Here is a 23663-nt window from a genome sequence, read left to right as displayed (position 1 = left end):
TACCATTTAGGAAGGGGAAATAAAGCGTAGTTGATTGTTTGATATTTGGCCAATAATTCTGGGTGGCCATGCTATTAATTGGACAGTGATAGTAAGGCGTGTCTTCTAAGCTAACGATAGTTTGTCTTGGTCTGGCCATCTTCAAATACCATTTAGGAAGGGTAAATAAAGCGTAGTTGAGTGTTTAATATTTGGCCAATAATTCTGGGTGGCCATGCTATTGGCCATGTTTGTCAAGATGAATGACTATGTTAATTTTATCTAGTACCAATATCTTCTAGGTTTACTGGGTAATTAAACTTAATGAACAAGTAAAGCAAACTTGAATACGGGAACGCCCAACTATTAAGGATGTAAACTTGGCCATCATTCAATTTAATTTCAATAGCGTCGATCTGATTCTGTCTAAATGAAGTGTCATTTACCGAAGTGTAATATTGATACCATTTAACGTCTATTTGGTGTATCTGACTGTTGTTTAACGTGATTGAATTTAAAAACGGTGGTGTATTATTCAATGTTTCTTGAACACTAAATTGACGAATGAATGGTGGTAATACCAACTGGTCTACAGATATACCTATATGATTATTATATAGACGTTCAGACAGCCTAATCCCATTGTTTCTTAATGAAAATTTAACTCTTAACTTATAATACACTCCGAGGCAGAACAGTGTTACTAAAGGGACACTTAGGCTGTAAAATTGCTTACCATTCATTTTGAACAATATTGGGAATTCGTCCGCCAAAGCACCATCAGTAAACACCAGCATAGCGAAAAAGATCAATAATAATATCAACAGCAGCGTAGCTAACTTAACCTCATCTTTTAATGGTAACCTCTTTAGCCCCCAAGTTATTGGTAATTGCACAATTTGGTCTTTACTAATACAATTATATTTTTTTCTAATATGACCAACAAACCAACGTTTATCTGTGAGTAAATAATATAAATCGTTCAAAATCACATTTCCCTATCTTAATTTCGAGCCGAACTTTTTGACTAGCCGTGTTAACTTTTATTCATTCTAGCGTAAAAAAGTAAGCTTTCTAAACAGAAAGCTCACTTTAATTCATCATTAAACCTAAAGAGGAGTATCACTAAAATACCACTTAGTTTTGATGCGATCGAACTTGCATCCATCTACTCTACTAATATTTACACCTTCAATGTATATGCTAACTTCTTTCGACTCTTCAACACCTATCCTTTCGATGGCTTTTGGGTGAGACTGTATATTTTCAATACCCGTTATTAATATTTCTTTAGGTGAACTATTGTAGTCTTCTTTGAATTTATTATGTTTTTTATTAAGTTGTTTCTTGAGTGTCTCTTCGCCTATGATAGTTACAACTTGGCTAGGAAATTCATTCAAAAAGGAACTTAAATCATTTTTTTTATATATTTCAAATAAAGCTAAACAACGTTTTGCTAAGGGATCGTCTTCAATCTCACTTGCTGAAGTAGGATTCCATACAATAAACAATAACGATGAAAATAAAATCCTAATAACATTAACCATTTTGTAAAATCCTTACTTTATTAGTTGAATTGTTAATATAAGCACAATTTGAGATACTTGCATTAACCTTTTTAGCAACAGTGATTTTAAATAATTTTGTGGCATCTCGAACTAAATCCCGGCCTGAAAGTGCATTACTACCACTGTTTATAGTTACATTATCAGAAAAACAAATATAATAGGTTCCAATATCATCAGGAGCTTCAATACCCTTTAGCTCCACAGTATAACTACCAGGTTGTAATTGTTCACTGATATTGACAACTCTCGCCCCACTAGACATCAAACCTATTTGCTTGTTGTTTATCCAAAGAGCAAATTTATCATCTGCATTATTGCCATTATCTCCAAATCTAATATCGACCCTATTTTCAAGAAGCGTAAAAGGGATAATTTTAAATTCTGTATTTCTTTTAACTGTAACGCTACCTGTTTTTGCATTTTCTGGAGCTATTAGTGTCAGAGAATCTGTATTATATTTTGTAATAACAGCCTTCTCTTGTCCTGTTGCCGAATTAAACCATACTTCAGTATTTTATCGAGACCAATTCCTTTTAAAGTAATTACATCTTTAGGAAATCCTTCACTAGGATAGAGCTTGTCAATATCAAATCCACTCCCAATTTTTATTATTTTGGGGTCGCTATAATCTGTTGATTTCGTGGTTTGATTTCTATGCATAACCTCGACTCTACCCCCCCCTATTGCATCTTTTAGATAACTACCAGGAATAATAATTATTAGTTCTGTTCCTGATTCATTAACTTGATATTTTGATATTTCGAGTTTTTTATCATTATTGCCTTGATCATAAATAGTAACTAAGGGATGCTCATCAGCCCATGGCCACCAGTTATCGACAGGCTTAAAACCTGCACCTCTAATTGTTAGATTAACATCTTTTTCTTCTGCACTCACAATACCGGGGTTAAGAGTGATTATCTTCATTCCTCAATTAACATAAAAATCATACTTCCCACCCACATGGTTCAAATTCCACCAAAACTTTGTTATATCTGCACCAGCATCTACACCTTTTAAGACATCCCAGACTATGGCAACTTCGCCGATAACAGGAACTAATCTTATTGCAACAGCTTTTAAAACCGCCTCGCCAATACTAATTGGGTCTATATTCATTTCATGTAAAAGTGCGTTTAGTAATGGGCCTGTCTTACCTTCAGCCAAAGAAGCTTTTTCTAAATCTAGCATAAGATTAAGCCTCCCCCATACGATAGCTTCTACAGCTTGGCTCCATTGACCATCAGACTGTGCTTTTTCAATTGTATCTCTAATAAAATCTATATCATTAAACCCATGTGTCAAAATAATTTCTATTATATTCTTACCACTTTTAAGTTTGGTCATTGGTCCGCTAGGCACTTTTTTAGATAAACCAACTACATCTAGCATTAATTTTAATGATGGCCAAATACCTCTTTCAATTAAAGATCGTAAGTAGAGTTGAGAGCGAATACTTACTTGTCCAGCTTCTGTTGCATAAGGCTCTGCATAACCAGGACTCAAAACTGTATACACACAATCGGTATAAGCACATGCTTTATATGTCACATCTTGCGACCAAATGTCAACCCCAAATAGTTGCAGATATTGGGCACCGATAATATCCCTATCAAACATATCTTGAATATGATCATGAGTTTTTCCATTTTTATCTGTAACGAATCCATCTCCCTTTTCAAGATCTTCATTCATGGGATGAACACCTAGGCTCAAAAGAAGTTGAGAACGATTTTGAACCTCGATATTTCCATCATATTCTAGGGCTTTATACCATTCTTCTTCGAAAGCTTTTTTTGTAGGACTTAAAGATATTTCGTCCCAGTAGCTACCTTCTGGGTTTATGGAAGGTTTTATTGAATCGTCACTTGAAGAATTAATCTTTTCAATACTTTTGGAATAGCTCTTTACATCCATATTTTCTAAATCTTGAATAACCCTAATAATCGATTCTTTTTTTTGTGGTAATGTATCAAAAAAGTTATTTTTTGTGATCTCATTCGAAACTATACTAGCATTTAATAATTTAATATCACCTTGTTCTATTGGTATAAACTTCTCAATTGAAGGCATCAATAGTAGGTTAGACAATATTAATCTTTGATTATTAACTTCGACATGTTTTTCATCATTAAAAATTGCAATAGTAGCATAGGGTACATAGCCATCTTTGAACTTAAACATATCAACAAAACTAACTTTATCTTTATTTACAAATTCTATCGTTTTGTTTACCTCTAGATTATCGTATTCATTTGTTTCTTCATTTAAGATATAAAAACTCTCGAATTTAAAATCAGAAGACATTGACAAGGAAACACTTTCATTAATTTCAATATAAATCTTATTGCTAAATAATTGTAATGACTCTATGTAAATAAACCCCGATGTAGAATTTTCAGGAATTGTGATAATAGCTTCATTATCTAAAACTGAATCTGGCGATATGATCTCCCCACCAAAATACACAGACATATTTGGTTGAAAATTACGCCCTTTTAACGAAACCACATCTCCAGGGTTATATTTTTCATTCGGCAATTCCGTGATAATAGGAGTTAAAGAAGAAGATACTCTAAAATACTCTGAACTGCTTTTATATTCTCCATTGGTAATGAAGTACTCATACTCTTTTTCATCATCTATGTCTTCTGGTAAATAAACAAAAAAACCATCATCTACAAAGTCTGAAATTTTTATATTATATACTTTACCTTCATTGTTTATAACAAAATAGGCATTTCTTTGAGGTATATCTTGCCCTTGAATAAATACTTTAGTTCCAGGAAAAGCTCTATCTATAAAACTTATGCCTAATTCATCATTATATCGCAAAGCAAAAACTTGAAAATTATTATCGATACTTAATTTAGTTAACCTATCATTATCATTTATATCAAATAATCTATCAGAATCATCATCTAAATCGAGAAAATCAGCAATACCATCACGATCTGTATCTATCGGTTTAGATAAATCACCAGCCTCAATATTATCTTCGATTGAATTTCCATCAGAATCAATATCAACGAATGCACCTAAACCATCATCATCAGCATCATTAATGCCCTCAAATTCATCACTTAAGCCATCACCATCGGAATCTAAGTCGAACCAATTAGGTATATTATCACCATCAAAATCAAGATCTATTTTTCCAAAATTTTGTACATAAAACTCATTACCATCATGAATATTGTCACCATCAGTATCTGGATGTTCACTATTCATTCCTAAAGCATTTTCTGTTGTAGTAGACAATCCATCAAAATCTGTATCATTGAAAGCTTTTAATATATAACTGGCACTAGCGTCACCTTTTAAATTTATTTCAGCAATAGCAACATAATAAGTACCTGGTGAAGTAAATATAATTGATGAAATGGCTCCAACTTGTCCGAGCTGCTCAGAATTATTTTTAATTTCAAAAATAGCAATACCATTTTCATCCAAAATACTCATGGTAGGTATAAAGTTGAGATTTTCCATTAAAAGTAAAAATGTAATTGGAATATTTGCTTCTATAGTCTCTTCAGTTACTTGAAACTTATACACATCACCATCGCCATTCTCTTCAATTACACCTTCTATTTTAAAAGGAAAAATAGATGAAATTACGGTTGCGGCACTAGGATTATCGTTAAAAGAGCTTTCGATAGTAGTAGAGTAACTTGATCGACTCGCATCAAACGGATAATCATCCTGCTCATCTGGTACGCCATCACCATCTTCATCTTTATTTTCCCAGGTACCGACAAACTCGACAGGATCAGTTGGATCAACCGGATCCGTTGGGTCGATAGGATCTGTTGGATCAACCGGATCTACTGGCGTGGGCACCACAACGCCAACGCCTTCCCCTTCCTCTAACTCACTATTACAACCACTCATTCCTACGCTAGCAGCTAATAAAATAGCTAACCAAAGTGCATTATGTTTCATTGAATATATCCCTATATAAATCCATTTTTTCAATTTTTATTGACTGTTATGTCAAGTTCATCTTTATTTCAATTACAATCTACAAGGTGTTTGCATTCGCATTAACCCTTGCGAAACCATTGCTAAATAACTATCACCTGTTGCTTGCCCAAGCGCGTTGCAAACGAGTTGTTCTAGGCCTAAAAACACCAAGCTGGGATATTGCCCCGTCGAACACTTAAGTCATCATTATCAGTGTCATAAGTAACACGATATATAACAGAAACATCCCACCTAAAAATGTCAGTGGCATTGGATAACGATAACTGATTTTGGGAGAGTAACGCTGCTGTATGTATTCGACAATTTCAGGTAATGAGACGAGGTTTGCCCGAGACAAATTAACAACTTCGCCATTGTTTAACATTAGATGTGCATGGGTGTATATCTCGCCTTTGGCTGGCGAGTTAAAAATAGCGCCGAGTTTAACATAGCGGTAAATATGATAAAAACGTTGGATACGAATTTCTTCAACCCGACTAAATGGCACGTATCCCGTCGAATGCTGGCCAATTAATACAGTCGGTAATTCAATGGCATCTTTTGTTAAGGTCGCTTTAAAACCTGTTTTAAAATGGAGAATAAAATGGCTAACGAGAATGATGGCTAATGCAGTAAACGTCGCCTCTAATACATATTGATAATAATCCAATGCATATAACCCCAATGGGACACCCACTAAGCAAATCATAAATAGCGCCCAAGTGAAGTTAGATAAGGGCCACACTATTCTATTTGATGTTAAAATGACCTTATGCTGTTCTGTTAATTTGTCTGATAAAGAGGAAGCATTGTTAAATTGGCGGAGTTTCTTTGCTAACCAAGGCATAAAAAAATCACTGTAGTTTTGTATTTATATATAAAACGACTAACAAATGTTAGTCGTTTTAGTTTGTTTTTATTATCTAAAGTCTAAATCGCGTTTAAAATAAACCACTCATTTGACTCTTTTTCACGACCAAATATACATTCATAGCTTACGGGTCGATCCTCTTTAGAAAACTTAACATGAGTTAGAATTGAGCGTTGTTCAACAATATTAAATCCTGCATGCTTACTATCGCTTGCCGGATTAGGAAGCTCGTTAGTGTCGACTACAGAAACACTATCAACTGCTCCTTTTTCAGCATGTCTTCTAGCATCTTTTATCTGTTTTTTTTCATAAAACTTAACAAATTTTGGATTATTTCCTGTTTTAGGGTAAAAGTAGTGAATTAATGAGTCTACATCCCCTGCTAGCTTGTAGTTTACAATGTTAACGCACCTTTTTTGTAAATCTTCATCAAACTTAGCTTCTGCAACACTGCTATTTAGTAATAAACATACCACTATAAAAAATAATTTATTCATAGTCACTTCCTTGTAAGATTAACCGACTAATGACTTCTCAATCATTATTAACATTCCCTTTATCATTCACAATTTATTGTCCACTGTCACCTAAAAAACAATGCAACTCAATTATTAATCAATAAACACACCCTTTTAGATTATTAATAGAAAAATAAACATCACAAGTAATAACCGCCCTGTAATTATAATCGTAATTCATTTACACCCTGATGAAGTTTGAATATCTTATGTGCACTTAACGTTATTTCTTAACGGGATACTTTATTTCAACAGGGAGTTAATATGTTAAAACCCGCGTTAATGTCATTAGCAATCATCATTTCGGCTATGCCAGCAATGAATGCCTATTCGGCGACAACACATGAATTGTTTTCTGAGCCTAAAGAGGTTAAAAAAACAGAGAATGAACTTCGGCATTTCACGCCGGTGCAATTGATCACATCAATTGAAGACAAAAAAATTTTTTCCAAAGAAGTGAAAGGCAAACTGACCAGAACCAACTATGAACTGCCGCCGTCTTATACGCCAGCTCATTTAATCAATAACTATAAAAATCAGCTCAACGCGCTAAATGCCGAGATCCTCTTTGAATGCGAGCAAGCAAGTTGTGGCGATGAAGATAAGTTACAGCAATTTATTAAACCGCTAGAAACAAATTCACGAAAATCTCCATCAGTGTTAACAGCAAAAATCACCTCACCTAAAAAACAAGTTTACGTATCGATATATGCGGCTAGTTGGGCTCGTTACACCAATTTAGAGTTAGATATTGTAGAAGTCATCGACGAACCATTAGATTTAGTCACCACTAATCAAGGTTATTTATCACAAGAAGTGAGTGAAATAGCGGTAAAAGACAATAGCAACAAAGATGAAAAAAACTCCGCTGATCACCCTATGTTGACTCGCATTCCTGGCGCATATATCGATGAGTATACCACCCATAGTTTTGGGGAAATTGCCGTATTAGTGGGTAAGAATGGTAGCAAACTTGAGACGCTAATATTAGATGGTAAAATCACCGATATTGGCTACGTGTTACCTCGAACTTATTCTGAATACGAGATTAACGCAAATTATCAACATGCGTTAAATAAGCTCGGCTTTAACGAAGTTTATGCCTGTACAGGTAAGCAATGTGGCAAAAAAACAGAAATGTATGACGCCCTAAAATTACTAATGTCCAACGGTATGGACGACAGCCAGTTTTATCGTCTGTACAAGTTAGAAAGACCGGAAGGTAATGTTTATGTCATGGTATATGTGATTGGCTATTCTAGTCGACTATCAGCAGAAGTCCGGATCATTGAAGAAACCACGTTAAACAATGATCGCGTGGGTATTGATTTGCAGGGATTAACCGACGAGATAGCTAAAACGGGCCATGTGGCGCTAGACGGTTTGCTATTTAAATATGATAGCGATGAACTATTACCAGAAGCCTATCCGATTGTAGAACTTGTGGCTCAATACCTACAAACACACCCTAAACAGTTATTTTATGTGGTAGGACATTCAGACGACCAGGGCTCACAGGCTTATAACCAAACCTTGTCAGAAAAACGTGCAACGGCAATTAAATCCCGTTTGATCAAACAGTTCTCTATTTCTGCACAACAAGTTGAAGCAAAAGGGGTTGGTGAATATTCACCTATCGCTAATAACTTTGATGACGCAGGCCAAAAGCAGAATCGACGAGTTGAGTTAGTGATTCGTTCGGACAATAAATAGCATCAATTCAGGATAATTAACAGTGATAAAACTGAATAAGCAGTCATAAAAAAGTAGCCTTGACGGTAATGCCGTTTAGTTAACAACAAACTATTGGCTAATCTACCTAATACAGCCGTCTAAATCCGAGTGAATTTAACACACTCGGATTTTTTATGGACATTGCTATTGTGCTCGACATTATCAATGATTGGGAATCATTATAAAATTTATTTTAATACCAATTTAGTTAATAACTGCAACTGAGTCATTAATGCGACATCTTTATGATGTTGACCATTGATACTTAATGTCACTTGCGGATTGTCTAAAAACTCACGGGCGTCTTCCTCACTATAAATAACAGGCGTTGCGAGCTCATAACGCTGATTATGATCCACATTTAATGTTAAGTATAAGGGTTCAGAACGAACCCAACCTCCTGAATCATCAGCATTGTCTTGAAAAATATCTCGATAGTTAATTTCAACCAATTGTTGTCCATGGTTAAGCCCAATGGTATGTTCAAAACTCACGTTTTTACCGTTAATAGTTTCGACTATTATGGAGTCCGGTACAGTAATACTAGACGCTTGAGCTGACGCGCCGAATAATAATGCTAAGCCGATTGTGATAGAGCTGAGTAGCGTTTTAGCAGAAAATGAAGTCGTCATAGTCATATTCATCCATATTTCATACTTAACGATTAAGTATGTTGGTCATAATTTAATAGACCTCGAAATATGCCAATAACTTTCAATTTTTTATATTAAAAATACCTTAACAAAAATGAGTGCCTTTCATTAATGGTTATCTTATTGTATTAATAATGGTTTATTACTCAGATTAATACAGAGATAATATTACGTAGACAAAATGAGTCAACCGTAATGATAATACCAGGCTATTGACAGCTCCTTATCAACAGAGCCAAATTCAAATAACATACGGGTCTTTCAATAACGTGTTATTTATCCACAGCATAGATTTTTCCTTTACCAACGGCTACTGCCGATGAAACCAGATATTCATATTGCAGATCTAATCCGAATATGAAGAATGAGTTGAAAACCCACCGTTTAATGACTTGACTTTACTAGTGGCTTGATAAAATAATCTGATCTAGATCCAACCATGACCAGTGTGTGCCATACTCGGCCACAATATTATTAACATAATGATAAAAATAGACTAATTTTTTATTATTACCCAACTTGAGCTACAGTTAAGCAAGGCAACGCCCTTATTATGTGGAGAAAAAATGGATAGTTTTTTCAGTTTGATGAGCAACGCCGTATTGTTACTGGCTCTTGTGGTCATTTATGACGTCATTACCTTACAAAGGCTAACGCCCGATAAATATAAAAATGTCTTGAGTGGCATTTTTATCGGGATGATTGCGATCAGTGTAATGAATAATCCTTGGGAGCTTAGGCCTGGGATTGTTTTTGATGCTCGCTGGATATTATTAAGCTTGAGCGGTTTATTTTTCGGTTTTATTCCGACATTAATTGCCACTATCCTCGCGGCTTGCTTTCGTATTTATCAGGGCGGAGCAGGTTTATACGTTGGCACATTGGTTATTTTCATCAGTTCTGCCATTGGTTTAGGCTGGCGATACTGGATGCAACATTCAAACAAACAACCCAATTGGCAAAACCTATTGGTTATGGGGATTGTGGTCGAGCTTGCCGTTTTATCGAGTTGGTTATTAATGCCTATAGCAGATAAATACGACATCATGCTTACCATTGGTCCTACATTACTCACCGTTTACACTTGTGGCACTATGCTACTTGGATTACTGCTTAAAAAACATCAACAAAGGCAACAATTAGCACAAGAATCACATCATAATAAATCGCTCCTCGAAGCCGAAAAAAACCTGTTACAAAGCATTATTGATGGTATTCCCGATATTATTTTTTATAAATCAACCGATGGCATTTATTTGGGCTGTAACAAGGCTTTTTCTAATCTGTTGCAACTCAAATCAGAGCAAATAAAATATCATAACGATTATGACTTATTTGATTGCCAACAGGCGGATAAATTTATCAAAGCGGATCAGTTTGTGTTGCAAGAAAATCAGTCGTGGATGGATGAAGAATGGATCACGACACCAGATGGAGTTGAGCATATATTTAGAACCCAAAAAACACCTTTTACTCATTTATCCGGCAAAATTCAGGGCATTGTTGGCGTAGGCCGAGATCTGGCCGCTCAAAAGCATATCGAAAAACAATTACGTCGCAGTGAAATCACTTATCGCAACATTATAACGACTGCCCAAGATGGTTTTGTCATTGTGTCGGTCGATGGCAGGATAATCGAATCAAATCAGAGTTTCGCCAATATGACGGGGTATACTCTAGATGAATTACTCGATAAGCCTATTAATCAAATTGAAACCAGTGAAAAACATCAGTTTTCAAGCCAAAATATCCTTACAGCAAAGCAAACTAAAACCATCAATTATACTTCGCTGCACAAACATAAGCTGGGGCACTTGTTTCATGTTGACGTGAATATCAGCTTTTGGGATGGTGATGACAGTATGTTTTTCTGCTTTGTTAAAGATATTTCAGAGCGAATTAATGCAGAGCAAAAGCTGCTAAACAGTGAATCTAAATTCAGACAAATCTTCGAAAAAATCCCCTCGATTTCGGTCCAGGGTTATGATAAAAACCGTTCGGTTATTTTTTGGAACCAAGCCAGTGAAAGCCTTTATGGCTATTCAAAAGAGCAAGCATTAGGTCAACAACTCGAAAATCTAATTATTCCATTACCTTATAAGAACCACGTAATTAACAACATCAATGCATGGATTAATGATGGTATCCCCATTCCCGCTGGAGAGTTACTCCTTAGACGTGCAGATGGTAGTAGTGTCGCGGTTTATTCATCCCATACGTTAATCAATAACACAGACAACGAAGTGGAAATGTACTGCATCGACATTGATTTAAGCGCTCAAAAAAAGGCTGAGGAACGAGCCCTCACGCTGTCACAAGCAATAGAACAAAGCCCTATCTCAATGATATTAACCAGTATCGACAGCAAAATTGAATATGTTAATAGTGCATTTGAAAAAATTTCTGGCTACACCGCAAGTGAAGTCATTGGCCAACCAGCTAGCATGTTAAAGTCGGGGTTAACCCCTAAATCACTTTATAAAGAATTATGGGATTCGATTTCTCAAGGACATGCGTGGCAGGGTGAACTGCAAAATAAAAAGAAAAACGGTGAGATTTTCTGGGAACATGCTCATATCGCACCCATTTTTGACAATGCGGGCATCACCAAACACTATTTGGCACTAAAACAAGATGTAACGTATTACAAACAGCAAGAAGAAAAAATCCTCCATCAAGCTCATTACGATAGCTTAACAGGCTTGCCAAATAGACTGCTCTCCCTTGATAGATTGTCGCAAATGCTCAAAGACGCTTATCGTGCAAAAAACAGTGTGGCAGTACTGTTTTTAGATTTAGACGATTTTAAAAAGGTTAATGACACCTTGGGCCACTCTGTTGGTGATGAATTGTTAATTAAAGCGGCTGCAAGGTTAAAACACTCCATTAGAGACAATGATGTAGTGGGTCGGTTAGGAGGTGATGAATTTATCATTATACTGAGCAACATCAATAATCCCGCTGACGTTGAGATCATTGCCACTAAACTGCTCAAGAAATTTCACATTCCTTTTAGACTCGAAAGCCGTGAGTTAGTGTCAACTATCAGTATTGGTATTGCACTTTACCCGCTAGACAGTGAAGACCCTAAAGAATTACTAAGACAGGCAGATTCTGCCATGTATTATTCAAAAGACCGCGGCAGAAATACCTATAACTTCTATACCCATCAAATGAACCACGATATGAATCGACGCCTTAGGGTTGAAGAGCAATTACGAAGTGCATTGAAGCGCAAAGAGCTCGAGGTTTATTTTCAACCCTTTGTAGACATTAGAAGTCGTAAAATCATTGGCGCAGAAGCGCTGCTTAGATGGAATAGTGATTTACTTGGCCAAGTCACTCCTGATGAATTTATTCCTATCGCAGAACAAACGGGATTGATTGTCTCTATCGGCCAATTTGTTATCGAGAACGCATTTACTGCAGCCAAAAAATGGCAGCTCGAATTTAATCCTCATTTTAAAATAGCCATTAACGTTTCTCCCAAACAATTCCGAGAAAATACCTTTGTTGATATGCTTAAAATTCAGCTAGATATACACCAAATTAATGCTACTTCTGTAGAACTTGAAATCACCGAAGGGGTACTACTCAGTGGCGATCCTATTATAGACAGTAACTTAAGCTGGATTAACGATATTGGTGTCAGTATCTCGATGGACGATTTTGGTACCGGATATTCGTCACTCAGTTATCTGCGCAGTTACCCTTTTAATACCTTGAAAGTAGATAAGAGCTTTATTCACGATATAACGGTTGATCCGGGCGATCTGGAACTGGTCGGCGCGGCGATAGCAATGGGACATGGGCTCAATTTAACGGTCGTTGCAGAGGGTGTTGAAACAGAAGAGCAGTATCATCTGCTCAATGCACTGAAATGTGATTACGGCCAAGGTTACTTATTTAGTAAGCCATTACCTCGAGCTGCATTTGAAGAGCTGTTAAAGACACAGGCAAAAAATAAAAGACCGAATAAGAAGCCCTTATTAAGGCGCTGATCAAAATGCCTATCAGCAAACTGACAGGCATCAATAAATCTGCTTCGCGATAAGAGTTCTCGGTTAACCACGCGCTATTGAAAATAAGCACGCTTAGCGACTTAGCGATTAAACTAAGTCGTTTTCACTTTCCAATTCACTTTTTGTCCGGCAAAAAATGGCACGATAGGATTACCGTTAGGTAAAATAATCTCTTCTGGCACAACCCATTCTTGTTTCACTAATGTCACGGTTCCGGTATTACGAGGGAGACCATAAAAATCGGCACCGTATAAGCTGGAAAACCCTTCGAGCTTATCTATAACACCTAAATTATCAAACACTTGAGCGTATAATTCTAATGCACTCCATGCACTGTAACAGCCTGCACAGCCACAAGCGGACTCTTTACGGTGTTTCTCATGGGGGGCTGAGTCGGTGCCTAAAAAGAACTTACTTGAACCAGTCGCTACAGCCGCTTGCAAAGCTTGCTGGTGAATATTACGTTTCAGTACCGGTAAACAAAAGTTATGCGGGCGTACGCCACCGACTAACAAGTCATTGCGATTTAACAGTAAATGCTGTGGGGTAATAGTGGCGGCAACATTGGTTGAAGCGGCCGCAACAAACTCAGCGGCTTCTTTAGTCGTGATATGTTCAAACACCACTTTGAGGCTGGGAATTGATTCGACAATGCGCGATAAGTAACGATCAATAAAGAGCTTTTCGCGATCAAAAATATCGATATGCGCTTCGGTCACTTCACCGTGAACCAATAGCAACATGCCCTGCTCGGCCATAACCTCAAATATCGGAAACAACTCATCCAATGCTTTTACCGCCGCATCTGAGTTTGTAGTGGCACCTGCTGGGTATAACTTCCCCGCGACAACACCTGCCGCTTTAGCATCGATAATGTCTTGTGCTGAGGTATTATTGGTTAAAAATAGGGTCATTAACGGCTGAAAATCACTTCCGATTGGGCGAGCCGCTAAAATACGATCCCGATAAGCAACCGCCATCGCCGCTGTCGTTACTGGCGGGACTAAATTAGGCATCGCAATCGCGCGTTGAAACAAACGAGCCGTAGCAGGAACCGTCTCACCGAGCATATCCCCATCACGAAAATGAAGATGCCAATCATCGGGAGTCGTTAAGGTAATTTGGGTCATGTGGGTTCCTTGGCTTAAATAACAGGTTGTTAGTGTTATTGTGCCTGAAATCGCTTTTTCTTAATAGATGCATAATTTGAACGCAGACTTTGCTATATCAAAAAGTCCTAGCTTATCGCTAAATAGAGTGAGATGTTGCATAAGCAGTGAATAAAACCAGCGGTATGGCACTATGCTATTATGTTGAAAGTATCATTTTTTATAAAGGAATTATATTGTTAGCCAACGCCAGATCTAGCTTACCGCGCAATGTGTGCCTTATTAGTGCAATCATGGTGACGATGATGGCTATCTCAGGCTGCAATCAAGCTGTGGTCATGAAAAGACCCGATAACATTCAGCGACTCGTTAACGAAACGCTCGTTGATGGCATACTGTCAACGGATGCCAGTATGGCGGTTACATTAGGCAGAAGCCGCACATTATCGATATGGAATGTAGCAACAAGCCAATTATTACACCAATGGTCTGACGATGACTTTGATGACACTAATTATCTGCTGGCGTTGTCAGGTAACAAACAATACCTTGCCACTGCAGGCAAACAAAAAATTTCTATTTTCAATCTTGAAACGGGCAAATTAGATATACGTTGGCCTGCGCAGGGGTTTAATCCCGATGCCAGTATTTCGAGCCTTTTTCTGAGCCAAACAGGCAGCACTATTTTAGTGGGGATGAATGATGGTTCAATTACTGTGATACAAAGAAGCAGCATGACGATGTCATTGTTTAAACAACACAGTGCTGCCGTTAATCATATTGAGCTCTCTAATTTTGAACAACAGGTATTATCGACTGGGCTTGATGGTGATGTACACATTTGGGCCACTTATAACGGTGAGCTCATCAGCAGTTTTTCCCGCCCTCAACGGATCACCAGCGTGAGTTTTGATGAAACTAATCGACGCTTATTTATTGCTGATGCACTCGACAATAATGTCATTATCGATACCCAAACTACGCAGCCAGTGAGCCATCTTGATTACCTTGAACGTTATCGCTATTTTCGACAGGCTTTATTCACCAACCATGGCAACAACTTAATTACCGCAACCTCAAAGCAAAGTGTTATCTATTGGGATGCCTCATCGGGAAAGGAGCTTTCTCATTGGGATATCACTGCCTATAACGCTGGCACAACGGTATTTTCAATGGTGATCAAACCTAATGGTAAGCTATTGACCTTAAGCTCAGACGGCGCACTTGAAACATGGAGCTTGTGAGTTAACCTTAGCTTGGAATAATAAGCCCAAGCGTTAACGACTATGCACATTAATTTTAGCCTTTATCATTATCTGAGTTACCTACGGTGACATAATAGATATCATTAAATGTCATTGGTCATGTCAAAGATCAGTTTACATATCACAGTAAAAAAAAGAATAGATCTTGCAAGTGCGAACTAAATTCAGTATATATAGCATATGCCAATAATGAGGTGTTACATGGCAAGACCAAAAATTCCCCGAACCATATGTGGCCAAGCAGCCAATATTTGTTTTAAACCCAATGGGATTCCGATGGCACAGTTAGAACAGGTGCCACTTGCTGAAGATGAAATAGAGGCTTTGCGCTTAGTTGATTTGCTCGGAATGCAGCAACAAGAAGCCGCTAAGTCAATGGGAATATCCCGCCAAACGTTAGCTAACTTGGTTAAAGGGGCTCGATATAAGGTGGTTGATAGTTTAATCAATAGCAAAGCCTTGATGACAAAAAATATCAACTAAAAATTAAACACTGGTAACACGTATTGACGTGTTTAGGTAAGTCTAATGCAAGCAGTATTGAAAGACTCTGGCCTCAAAATAACCACTCAAAGATGTAAGTTGCTTGAGTTTCTAACTCAAGTCGATGAGCAGCATTTAACAGTAGAAAATATCTATCAAGGCTTAAATGCGCAGGGAGAGACCATAGGTCTCAATACTGTGTATCGAATTATGGCGCATTTTGAGCAAGCAGGCATAGTCGTACGACGACTATTTGAGTCTGAAAATGCTGTTTATGAACTCAATAATAAACCGCGTCATGATCATTTAATTTGCTTAACCTGTGGCAAGTTAACTGAATTTACCGACCCCTTGATTGAGCTTCGTTTAGGCTTAGCAGCAGAACATCACGGTATGATTATTCACCACCACAGCCTCAATATGTATGGTCACTGCTTTGATTGCCAACAAGCACTTAATAGCCAGTCTGCTAGACAGAAAGTCGACTAGATAGCCGCTAGGTTAATATTAAATTTTATCGGAGAAAACAATGACTAAAATAGTAATTATCGGTGGGGTTGCCGGTGGGGCATCAGCAGCAGCAAGAGCAAGACGTGTATCAGAAACGGCTGAAATTATCATGTTAGAAAGGGGCGAGTTTGTTTCATTTGCCAACTGTGGTTTGCCTTATCATATCAGTGGTGAAATTGAATCCAGAGATGCATTATTGTTGCAAACACCCGAAAGCTTCAAATCACGTTTCAATGTTGATGTCCGGGTGTTTAATGAAGTGATTGCTATTGATAGGCAAGCTAAAAGGCTAAACATACGTAATCATATTACCCATGAAATATATCAAGAGTCATATGACAAGTTGCTACTAAGCCCGGGGGCATCACCAATAAAACCACCCATTAGCGGCATCAATAACCAGTTCGTCCATAGTCTACGTAATATTCCTGATATGGATAGAGTACTGGCGAACCTTGTGCTGCATAAGCCGAAACATGCCACTGTGGTAGGGGGTGGGTTTATTGGTTTAGAAATGGTGGAAGCGCTGCGCCACCGAGGATTAGAGGTGAGCTTACTCGAACTTGCCGACCAAGTTATGGGGCCTGTGGATATTGAAATGGCCAATATACTGCATCAAAAGCTAGTTGATAATAAGGTTGATTTACGCTTAAAAACAGGCTTAACCGCCGTCAATGAGTGCCAAATTCAACTTGCTGAAGCCGATATTACCGATGACTATGATAAACCGGTACCGCCCCATTCCCATTTACAATTAACCTTGAGTGATAACAGCACCTTAGCAACAGATTTAGTCATCCTCGCCATCGGCGTTAAACCTGAAACTAGCTTGGCATCAGAGTGCGGCTTAGTATTAGGCCCGCTCGGTGGTATTCGTGTAGATGCCGGGATGCGTACTTCCGATGCAGATATTTATGCTGTCGGCGATGCCATTGAAACCGCTGATTTCGTCAGCGGTAATCCTTCACTTGTTCCACTTGCTGGACCGGCTAATCGTCAGGGACGATTAGCCGCAGATAACATGTTGGGTGGTGATAGGTTATATCGCGCTACCCAAGGGACCGCAATCTGTAAGTTGTTTGATATGGCCATCGCCTCGACGGGATTAAATGAGAAAAGTTTGCTAAGGCAAGCTATCCCATTTGAAAAAATTTATGTCCACACAGCAAGCCATGCCAGCTATTATCCTGGGGCTCACCCTATTACTTTAAAACTGTTGTTTTGTCCTGATAATGGCCGCATTTTAGGTGCTCAGGCTGCTGGGATTGATGGTGTCGATAAGCGTATTGACGTATTAGCGGTAGCGCAACGCGCGGGGATGACGGTATATGATTTAGCCGACCTTGAGCTCACTTACGCGCCTCCTTTTGGCTCTGCGCGAGACGTGGTCAATCAGGCAGGTATGGTCGCGGCTAATGTGTTATTAGGCGATGAAGTGACTTGTCACACTCAAGATCTACAGGCCTTGACTGCGACACAAATTATTGTCGATGTGCGTAATCCTGGCGAACTAACGGCTGTGGGTGCGATTGATAATGCGATTAATATTCCGCTGCCGCAACTTCGAGACCGACTCAATGAACTTCCCAAAGACAAAGAATTATTGCTGCTCTGTCAGGTAGGGTTGCGCGGTCATGTCGCCTGTCGCATGTTAGTCCAGCATGGTTTTAAAGCACGCAACCTCAGCGGTGGCTATAAAACTTACCAAATGGTCAATGCGCGTTTTTAGTACATTAGTTAAGAAAAACCTTAACAGCCATCTGTCCCTATTAATAAACAAGGCTTAGTGTGAGTAGTTATCAAGATTGTAAACAAAGCCACAGTCAATGTGTTGTCTGTGGCGACGCTAAACAAAATCCATTGTCATTACAATGTAAGTTTTTTGCAGACGGTGAAAATCAAGTTGTTGGTTATCATAAAGCAAGTCAGCAGCTTCAAGGCTACACTCACTTCTTACATGGCGGCGTAGCAAGCACCTTAGTCGATGCTGCCATGACTCATTGTTTGCTTATGCAAGGCATTAAAGCCTTAACTGCAGAAATGACAGTACGCTTTGTTGCCCCAATAAAAGTTGGCGATGCCATCAAAATTGTCGGTCATCTGGTGAGCAAACGCTTAGGAATGTACCAACTAGAAGCCGTACTCTATGTAGAAAATAAAGCTTGCGTGACGGCTAAGGCGAAGTTTATTCAACCTAGGAACGGAGTCATAGGCTAGCTTAGAACCCATCTCAGCAACAAGGACGAGTCTATATTTTCATTTAAATCTAGCCAAAAAAAACCAGCCTGATGGCTGGTTTCGTTTTATTGGCTTAGCTGACTAGCGATTAAGCTTGTGGGCGCATCGCTGGGAATAAAATCACATCACGGATAGTATGCGTGTTAGTGAATAGCATCACCAAACGGTCGATACCAATACCTTGACCCGCGGTTGGCGGTAAACCGTGCTCGAGTGCAGTGATGTAGTCTGCATCGTAGAACATGGCTTCGTCATCGCCGGCATCTTTGGCATCAACTTGCGCTTTAAAGCGGCTGTCTTGATCTTCAGCATCATTGAGCTCAGAGAAGCCGTTAGCCACTTCACGGCCACCGATAAAGAATTCAAAACGGTCGGTGATGAAATCATTGTTATCATTACGACGTGCTAAAGGCGAAATATCCGCGGGATAGCCAGTAATGAAAGTAGGTTGCATCAGTTTAGTTTCAGCGGTTTCACCAAAAATTTCTTCCAGCAACTGGCCACAAGTCCAGAATTTTTCTAGCTTGATGCCTAGGCTCTTGGCCAAGTCGCGCATAAAGTCTACGTCTTTAACTTGCTCGTACGTCATCGCTTGTATAGTGGCGTTATCAGGATTGTATTTCTGAATGGCTTCTAACATGCTTAAACGGGCATAAGGACCACCAAAGTCTACTGTGTCCTCGCCGTATGGCATTTGCGCACTACCGAGTAAATCAATCGCAATTGAACTGAGCATTTCTTCAGTTAAATCCATTAGGTCTTTATAATCCGCGTACGCCATATAGAATTCCATCATGGTGAATTCTGGGTTATGACGTGGCGATAAACCTTCGTTACGGAAGTTACGGTTAATTTCGAACACACGCTCAAAACCACCAACCACTAACCGCTTTAAATACAGTTCTGGCGCAATACGTAAGTACATGGCCATGTCTAACGCGTTGTGATGAGTGACAAATGGACGTGCAGTAGCACCACCAGGAATAACGTGCATCATAGGAGTTTCAACTTCCATGAACTCTTTTTTGACCATAAAGTGACGAATAGCGGAAACCACTTTAGAACGCATAATAAAGGTATTGCGAGACTCTTCATTAACGATTAAATCAACGTAACGCTGACGATAGCGCGTTTCTTGGTCGGTTAACCCGTGGAACTTTTCAGGTAACGGACGTAATGCTTTAGTCAGTAACTGATATTCTTCCATATTAACGTACAAGTCGCCCCGGCCCGATAAATGCAGCTGACCTTTAACACCAATGATGTCACCGATGTCTAAACCTTGATAACGCTCTTTTAAATCACCTTGCACTGGCTTACCAGCGTAAGCTTGAATACGACCAGACACGTCTTGAATGACTAAAAATGGACCTCGTTTTGCCATAACACGGCCGGCAATACTGGTTTGAAACCCTAACACTTCTAGCGCTTCTTTGGTCTGCTCACCATATTGCGCCTGTAACTCAGCCGCTTTATGGCTACGTTGCCAGGTATTTGGATGAGCATTAGCAGGACAACTGGTGCGGATGTGGTCTAATTTAGCGCGACGTTCAGCAATCAGTTTGTTTTCATCTTGTACGTGTTCAGTCATATTATATTCTCGCGTTTACTCGCCACACTTTGTGATGGCGAAAAAATTAATTTACTTAAAGTCCTGATTTTAGGCTGGCTTCAATAAACTTATCTAAATCACCATCCAGCACAGATTGAGTATTGCGGTTCTCAACCCCCGTGCGTAAATCTTTGATACGGGCGTCATCTAATACGTATGAACGAATTTGACTGCCCCAGCCGATGTCTGATTTTGCATTTTCAGCAGCTTGTTTATCGGCATTTTGCTGGTGCATTTGTAACTCGTATAACTTCGCCTTTAACAGTTTATAGGCAGCGTCACGGTTTTTATGTTGCGAGCGATCGTTTTGACATTGCACCACAGTATTGGTTGGCAAATGCGTAATACGTACCGCTGAATCTGTTTTGTTGACGTGCTGACCACCTGCGCCAGATGCGCGATAAGTGTCAATACGTAAATCAGACGGATTAATTTCAATTTCAATCTCGTCATCAATTTCTGGGTAAACGAAAACGGAACAAAAAGAGGTATGACGTTTACCTGATGAATCAAATGGTGATTTACGCACCAAACGATGAACACCGGTCTCGGTTCGCATCCATCCAAAAGCATATTCTCCGGTGAACTTAATCGTTGCACCTTTAATACCCGCTACATCGCCGTCAGTCACTTCAATTAACTCTGGGCTAAAACCATGTGCCTCACCCCAGCGTAAATACATGCGCAGAACCATATTGGCCCAGTCTTGTGCTTCGGTGCCGCCTGAACCAGATTGAATATCCAAGTAACAATTTGATGCATCATTCTTACCAGAAAACATGCGGCGGAATTCGAGATCAGCCAAACGAGTCTCTAACGACTCAAGTTCTGAAGCGGCATCATTAAAGGTTCCTTCGTCATCTTCTTCAATGGCCAGTTCAAGTAACCCTTCAATGTCTTCTAGACCTGAGTCCATATCATCAATGGTTTTGACCACTAAGACTAACGCAGCACGCTCTTTACCTAATGCTTGAGCACGTTCAGGCTCATTCCACACTTCAGGGCTTTCAAGCTCTCGACTGACTTCTTCTAACCGCTCACTTTTGGCAGCGTAGTCAAAGATACCCCCGAAGTAGCTCAGTGCGTTCGGCGAGCTCTTTGATTTTGAATTTTACCGGATTAACTTCAAACATGAATATTCAACTTAAATTTAGCCGTTAACGAAAGGTGCAACGGCGTATTTTACCCCATGAGAGGCGCTAAACCTAGACCAGAAGAGCGATTATTAATAAACAAATGACGAATATATTGCGCAGAAACAACATCAAAAAAATCATTAACCTGTAATAAACAGATTAAATGGACCTATTGTTATCATTAAAAAATGATTAAAAAAAATGAACCCCTTCGGGTTCATTTTTAACGATCGGTTTGGTAAAAATTATACTTTAAATTGACCTACTAACTGAGCTAAGGTCTGACCTTCATTCGCCACGGTTTTGCTCATATCAGATGCCTCTTCACTGGCTGCTAGTAACGTATTCACAATCTCTTGTACTGAATTGATATTGCGATTAATTTCTTCAGTCACTGAGCTTTGCTCGGTAGCGGCGGTGGCTATTTGGGTACTCATGTCATTAATACTGGTCACCGATGAGGTTACTGAACCTAAGCTTTCAGAAATCGCCCGCGAGGACTCAACCGAACTTAAACAACTGGTTTGGCTTTCTTCCATGGCTTGTACCGCTTTGGTGACTAACTTATGCAGTTCAGACAGCATTTCATTAATCTCGACCGTACTGGCTTGGGTACGACTGGCTAAATTTCTCACTTCATCGGCAACAACGGCAAAACCTCGACCTTGTTCGCCAGCTCGGGCAGCTTCAATCGCCGCATTAAGAGCCAGTAAATTGGTTTGTTCGGCAATTCCGCCTATGACACTGAGTACAGAGTTAATTTTTTTCGATTGTTCACTTAATGACTTCACATTGCCAGCGGCATTGTCAATTTGAGTCATTAAATTGGACACTTCCGTTAGTGAGGTATCAACACAATCTTGTGCTTTACCTACGTTATCAGAGGCTGCGTGTGTTGCCTCTGCAACCATATTGGTATTATGTGCCACATCATTAGCCGTAGCCGACATTTCAGTGATGGCAGTAACAATTTGATCAACTTCACTATTATGGTGGTTGAGTTGCTCAGTCATCGACACCGTTTGGCCATTGATGCTTTGAGCAGCATGCTTAACTCTGTCCGTTGCGCCAGCCACATCACTAATAATATGCTGTAATTTGTCGATAAACAGATTGAATGCACTGCCTAACTGTCCAATCTCATCTTCACTGGTGATATCTAAACGTTTGGTTAAATCGCCTTCACCTTTGGCAATATCATTTAACGAGGTAGCCATATTCTGGATTGGCACCACCATTTTATGTGCCATCACCACCACGGCAAAAGCCGTTATGCCTGTAAGACCTATAGCAATGAGTAAAAACATCAGTGCTTTTTGACCCATCTCTTCCGTTTTATAGGTTTTATAAGCCGCAATGGACTCTTCAATATCATCAATATAGGCACCCGAGCCTAACATCCAATGGGTGTTGGGGATCATTACCGCAAAGCCGAGTTTTTCAATAAGCTGGCTACTACCCGGTTTTTGGTAGTAATAAGAAAAATTACCAGTACCCGCTTGAGCGGCCTCTAATAAGCCAACAATAATTTTGGTGCCACTAGGGTCGGCCATATCTATTTTGTTTTGGCCTTCAAGTTCAGGCATAGTCGGGTGAAAAATATTGACCCCAGCATCATCATATATATAGAAATAGCCTGCAGTGCCAAAACGTAAATCTCTTAATGCTGCATTGACATTTCCCTTGTCACCCAAAGCAAGTTCATATTCAACAACGCCCTGAGCAATCTGGACTGATTCTTTTAGTTGGTTTTGGCGCTCTGAAATTAATTCACTGCGAAAGTTATCAATATCTTTGGTTAAAGATGACTCTTCATTAACATAAAAAATACTCAGTAATACGGTGAGGATCAACGAAAGCGGAATTAATGATAAGCCCAGGAGTTTATTGCGTAGTGAAGATCTCAGCATAGTGGCAAGCCTTTTGAGGGTAATAATCGATTTAGCATACTAATCTATTTTTTATAGATACTTAAACTAACTAACTATATACCTCCCAATAA

19 protein-coding genes are annotated in these 23663 nt (G+C 39.0%); 7 read left to right on the top strand and 12 right to left on the bottom strand.

The genetic code is table 11. The features are described from left to right. Positions 1–257 precede the first annotated feature (257 nt). From AAEZ00_RS03835 to AAEZ00_RS03805, 7 genes are all read right to left on the bottom strand, one after another. Positions 258–965, bottom strand: a complete 708-nt coding sequence (locus AAEZ00_RS03835) for a hypothetical protein (protein ID WP_351088352.1) — start codon at positions 963–965, stop codon at positions 258–260. A gap of 123 nt (positions 966–1088) precedes the next feature. After that, a complete protein-coding gene (locus AAEZ00_RS03830; protein WP_351088351.1) occupies positions 1089–1526 on the bottom strand; it encodes a hypothetical protein in 438 nt (145 codons plus the stop codon). After that, complete coding sequence (locus AAEZ00_RS03825; RefSeq protein ID WP_351088350.1) at positions 1519–1809, bottom strand: hypothetical protein; 291 nt, start codon at positions 1807–1809, stop codon at positions 1519–1521. Before AAEZ00_RS03825 ends, AAEZ00_RS03830 begins: the two co-directional genes overlap by 8 nt. Before the next feature lie 176 nt (positions 1810–1985). Continuing rightward, on the bottom strand, positions 1986–2474 hold the full coding sequence (locus AAEZ00_RS03820; RefSeq protein ID WP_351088349.1) for a hypothetical protein: 489 nt from the start codon (positions 2472–2474) through the stop codon (positions 1986–1988). A 3-nt stretch (positions 2475–2477) separates the two neighbouring features. Next, complete coding sequence (locus AAEZ00_RS03815; RefSeq protein WP_351088348.1) at positions 2478–5489, bottom strand: hypothetical protein; 3012 nt, start codon at positions 5487–5489, stop codon at positions 2478–2480. A 217-nt stretch (positions 5490–5706) separates the two neighbouring features. Then, a complete protein-coding gene (locus AAEZ00_RS03810; RefSeq protein ID WP_351088347.1) occupies positions 5707–6357 on the bottom strand; it encodes a hypothetical protein in 651 nt (216 codons plus the stop codon). 83 nt (positions 6358–6440) lie between these two features. Further along, the gene (locus tag AAEZ00_RS03805; RefSeq protein WP_351088346.1) at positions 6441–6878 is read right to left on the bottom strand and encodes a hypothetical protein; all 438 of its coding nucleotides are present in this window, start codon (positions 6876–6878) and stop codon (positions 6441–6443) included. 285 nt (positions 6879–7163) lie between these two features. Between AAEZ00_RS03805 and AAEZ00_RS03800 the strand changes: the two genes are divergently transcribed. Beyond that, positions 7164–8612 carry a DUF4892 domain-containing protein gene (locus AAEZ00_RS03800; protein ID WP_351075527.1) on the top strand — a complete coding sequence of 483 codons (1449 nt, stop codon included), beginning with the start codon at positions 7164–7166 and terminating at the stop codon, positions 8610–8612. A gap of 209 nt (positions 8613–8821) precedes the next feature. On the opposite strand, the gene AAEZ00_RS03795 is transcribed toward AAEZ00_RS03800, so the two are convergent. Further along, on the bottom strand, positions 8822–9265 hold the full coding sequence (locus AAEZ00_RS03795; RefSeq protein WP_351075530.1) for a DUF2057 family protein: 444 nt from the start codon (positions 9263–9265) through the stop codon (positions 8822–8824). Positions 9266–9852: 587 nt separating this feature from the next. Here AAEZ00_RS03795 and AAEZ00_RS03790 point away from each other — a divergent pair. Then, positions 9853–13287 carry an EAL domain-containing protein gene (locus AAEZ00_RS03790; RefSeq protein WP_351088345.1) on the top strand — a complete coding sequence of 1145 codons (3435 nt, stop codon included), beginning with the start codon at positions 9853–9855 and terminating at the stop codon, positions 13285–13287. 113 nt (positions 13288–13400) lie between these two features. Here AAEZ00_RS03790 and pyrC read toward each other — a convergent pair whose 3' ends face one another. Next, a complete protein-coding gene (gene pyrC / locus AAEZ00_RS03785) occupies positions 13401–14438 on the bottom strand; it encodes a dihydroorotase (protein ID WP_124014202.1) in 1038 nt (345 codons plus the stop codon). Between the two features lie 215 nt (positions 14439–14653). Here pyrC and AAEZ00_RS03780 point away from each other — a divergent pair, with 215 nt between their 5' ends. From AAEZ00_RS03780 to AAEZ00_RS03760, 5 genes are all read left to right on the top strand, one after another. After that, positions 14654–15661 carry a WD40 repeat domain-containing protein gene (locus AAEZ00_RS03780; protein ID WP_232772084.1) on the top strand — a complete coding sequence of 336 codons (1008 nt, stop codon included), beginning with the start codon at positions 14654–14656 and terminating at the stop codon, positions 15659–15661. 222 nt (positions 15662–15883) lie between these two features. Further along, positions 15884–16165 carry a DUF134 domain-containing protein gene (locus AAEZ00_RS03775; RefSeq protein WP_101032858.1) on the top strand — a complete coding sequence of 94 codons (282 nt, stop codon included), beginning with the start codon at positions 15884–15886 and terminating at the stop codon, positions 16163–16165. 45 nt (positions 16166–16210) lie between these two features. Beyond that, positions 16211–16654, top strand: coding sequence for a transcriptional repressor (locus tag AAEZ00_RS03770; protein WP_101032859.1), 444 nt, complete (start codon positions 16211–16213; stop codon positions 16652–16654). 40 nt (positions 16655–16694) lie between these two features. Beyond that, on the top strand, positions 16695–18404 hold the full coding sequence (locus AAEZ00_RS03765; RefSeq protein WP_124014015.1) for an FAD-dependent oxidoreductase: 1710 nt from the start codon (positions 16695–16697) through the stop codon (positions 18402–18404). Positions 18405–18463: 59 nt separating this feature from the next. Then, on the top strand, positions 18464–18892 hold the full coding sequence (locus AAEZ00_RS03760; protein ID WP_124014014.1) for a PaaI family thioesterase: 429 nt from the start codon (positions 18464–18466) through the stop codon (positions 18890–18892). Positions 18893–19001: 109 nt separating this feature from the next. Here the strand turns inward: AAEZ00_RS03760 and lysS are convergent, their stop codons facing one another. The 3 genes from lysS to AAEZ00_RS03745 all read right to left on the bottom strand — a co-directional run bounded on the left by lysS (position 19002) and on the right by AAEZ00_RS03745 (position 23571). Beyond that, positions 19002–20504, bottom strand: a complete 1503-nt coding sequence (lysS, locus tag AAEZ00_RS03755) for a lysine--tRNA ligase (protein ID WP_101032862.1) — start codon at positions 20502–20504, stop codon at positions 19002–19004. A 55-nt stretch (positions 20505–20559) separates the two neighbouring features. After that, positions 20560–21658 (bottom strand): peptide chain release factor 2 gene (gene prfB / locus AAEZ00_RS03750; RefSeq protein ID WP_164839407.1). Its coding sequence is split into 2 segments (ribosomal slippage): positions 20560–21582 and positions 21584–21658, totalling 1098 coding nucleotides; the frame shifts between segments, so codons are not numbered across the junction. Positions 21659–21906: 248 nt separating this feature from the next. Further along, the gene (locus AAEZ00_RS03745) at positions 21907–23571 is read right to left on the bottom strand and encodes a methyl-accepting chemotaxis protein (protein WP_101032864.1); all 1665 of its coding nucleotides are present in this window, start codon (positions 23569–23571) and stop codon (positions 21907–21909) included. Positions 23572–23663 lie beyond the last annotated feature (92 nt).

Origin of the sequence: Shewanella sp. S1-49-MNA-CIBAN-0167, from assembly GCF_040310145.1 — a bacterium.
In the GTDB taxonomy this organism is placed as follows: Bacteria; Pseudomonadota; Gammaproteobacteria; order Enterobacterales; family Shewanellaceae; genus Shewanella; species Shewanella psychromarinicola.
The sequence above is the reverse complement of the archived record's forward strand: the minus strand, read 5'-3'. Positions and strand labels throughout refer to the sequence as shown.

Coding starts and splice junctions, on each gene's coding strand:
- AAEZ00_RS03830 (WP_351088351.1), bottom strand. CDS start 1,526: ATGGTTAATGTTATTAGGATTTTATTTTCATCGTTATTGTTTATTGTA.
- AAEZ00_RS03825 (WP_351088350.1), bottom strand. CDS start 1,809: ATGTCTAGTGGGGCGAGAGTTGTCAATATCAGTGAACAATTACAACCT.
- AAEZ00_RS03820 (WP_351088349.1), bottom strand. CDS start 2,474: ATGAAGATAATCACTCTTAACCCCGGTATTGTGAGTGCAGAAGAAAAA.
- AAEZ00_RS03815 (WP_351088348.1), bottom strand. CDS start 5,489: ATGAAACATAATGCACTTTGGTTAGCTATTTTATTAGCTGCTAGCGTA.
- AAEZ00_RS03810 (WP_351088347.1), bottom strand. CDS start 6,357: ATGCCTTGGTTAGCAAAGAAACTCCGCCAATTTAACAATGCTTCCTCT.
- AAEZ00_RS03805 (WP_351088346.1), bottom strand. CDS start 6,878: ATGAATAAATTATTTTTTATAGTGGTATGTTTATTACTAAATAGCAGT.
- AAEZ00_RS03800 (WP_351075527.1), top strand. CDS start 7,164: ATGTTAAAACCCGCGTTAATGTCATTAGCAATCATCATTTCGGCTATG.
- AAEZ00_RS03795 (WP_351075530.1), bottom strand. CDS start 9,265: ATGACGACTTCATTTTCTGCTAAAACGCTACTCAGCTCTATCACAATC.
- AAEZ00_RS03790 (WP_351088345.1), top strand. CDS start 9,853: ATGGATAGTTTTTTCAGTTTGATGAGCAACGCCGTATTGTTACTGGCT.
- pyrC (WP_124014202.1), bottom strand. CDS start 14,438: ATGACCCAAATTACCTTAACGACTCCCGATGATTGGCATCTTCATTTT.
- AAEZ00_RS03775 (WP_101032858.1), top strand. CDS start 15,884: ATGGCAAGACCAAAAATTCCCCGAACCATATGTGGCCAAGCAGCCAAT.
- AAEZ00_RS03770 (WP_101032859.1), top strand. CDS start 16,211: ATGCAAGCAGTATTGAAAGACTCTGGCCTCAAAATAACCACTCAAAGA.
- AAEZ00_RS03765 (WP_124014015.1), top strand. CDS start 16,695: ATGACTAAAATAGTAATTATCGGTGGGGTTGCCGGTGGGGCATCAGCA.
- lysS (WP_101032862.1), bottom strand. CDS start 20,504: ATGACTGAACACGTACAAGATGAAAACAAACTGATTGCTGAACGTCGC.
- AAEZ00_RS03745 (WP_101032864.1), bottom strand. CDS start 23,571: ATGCTGAGATCTTCACTACGCAATAAACTCCTGGGCTTATCATTAATT.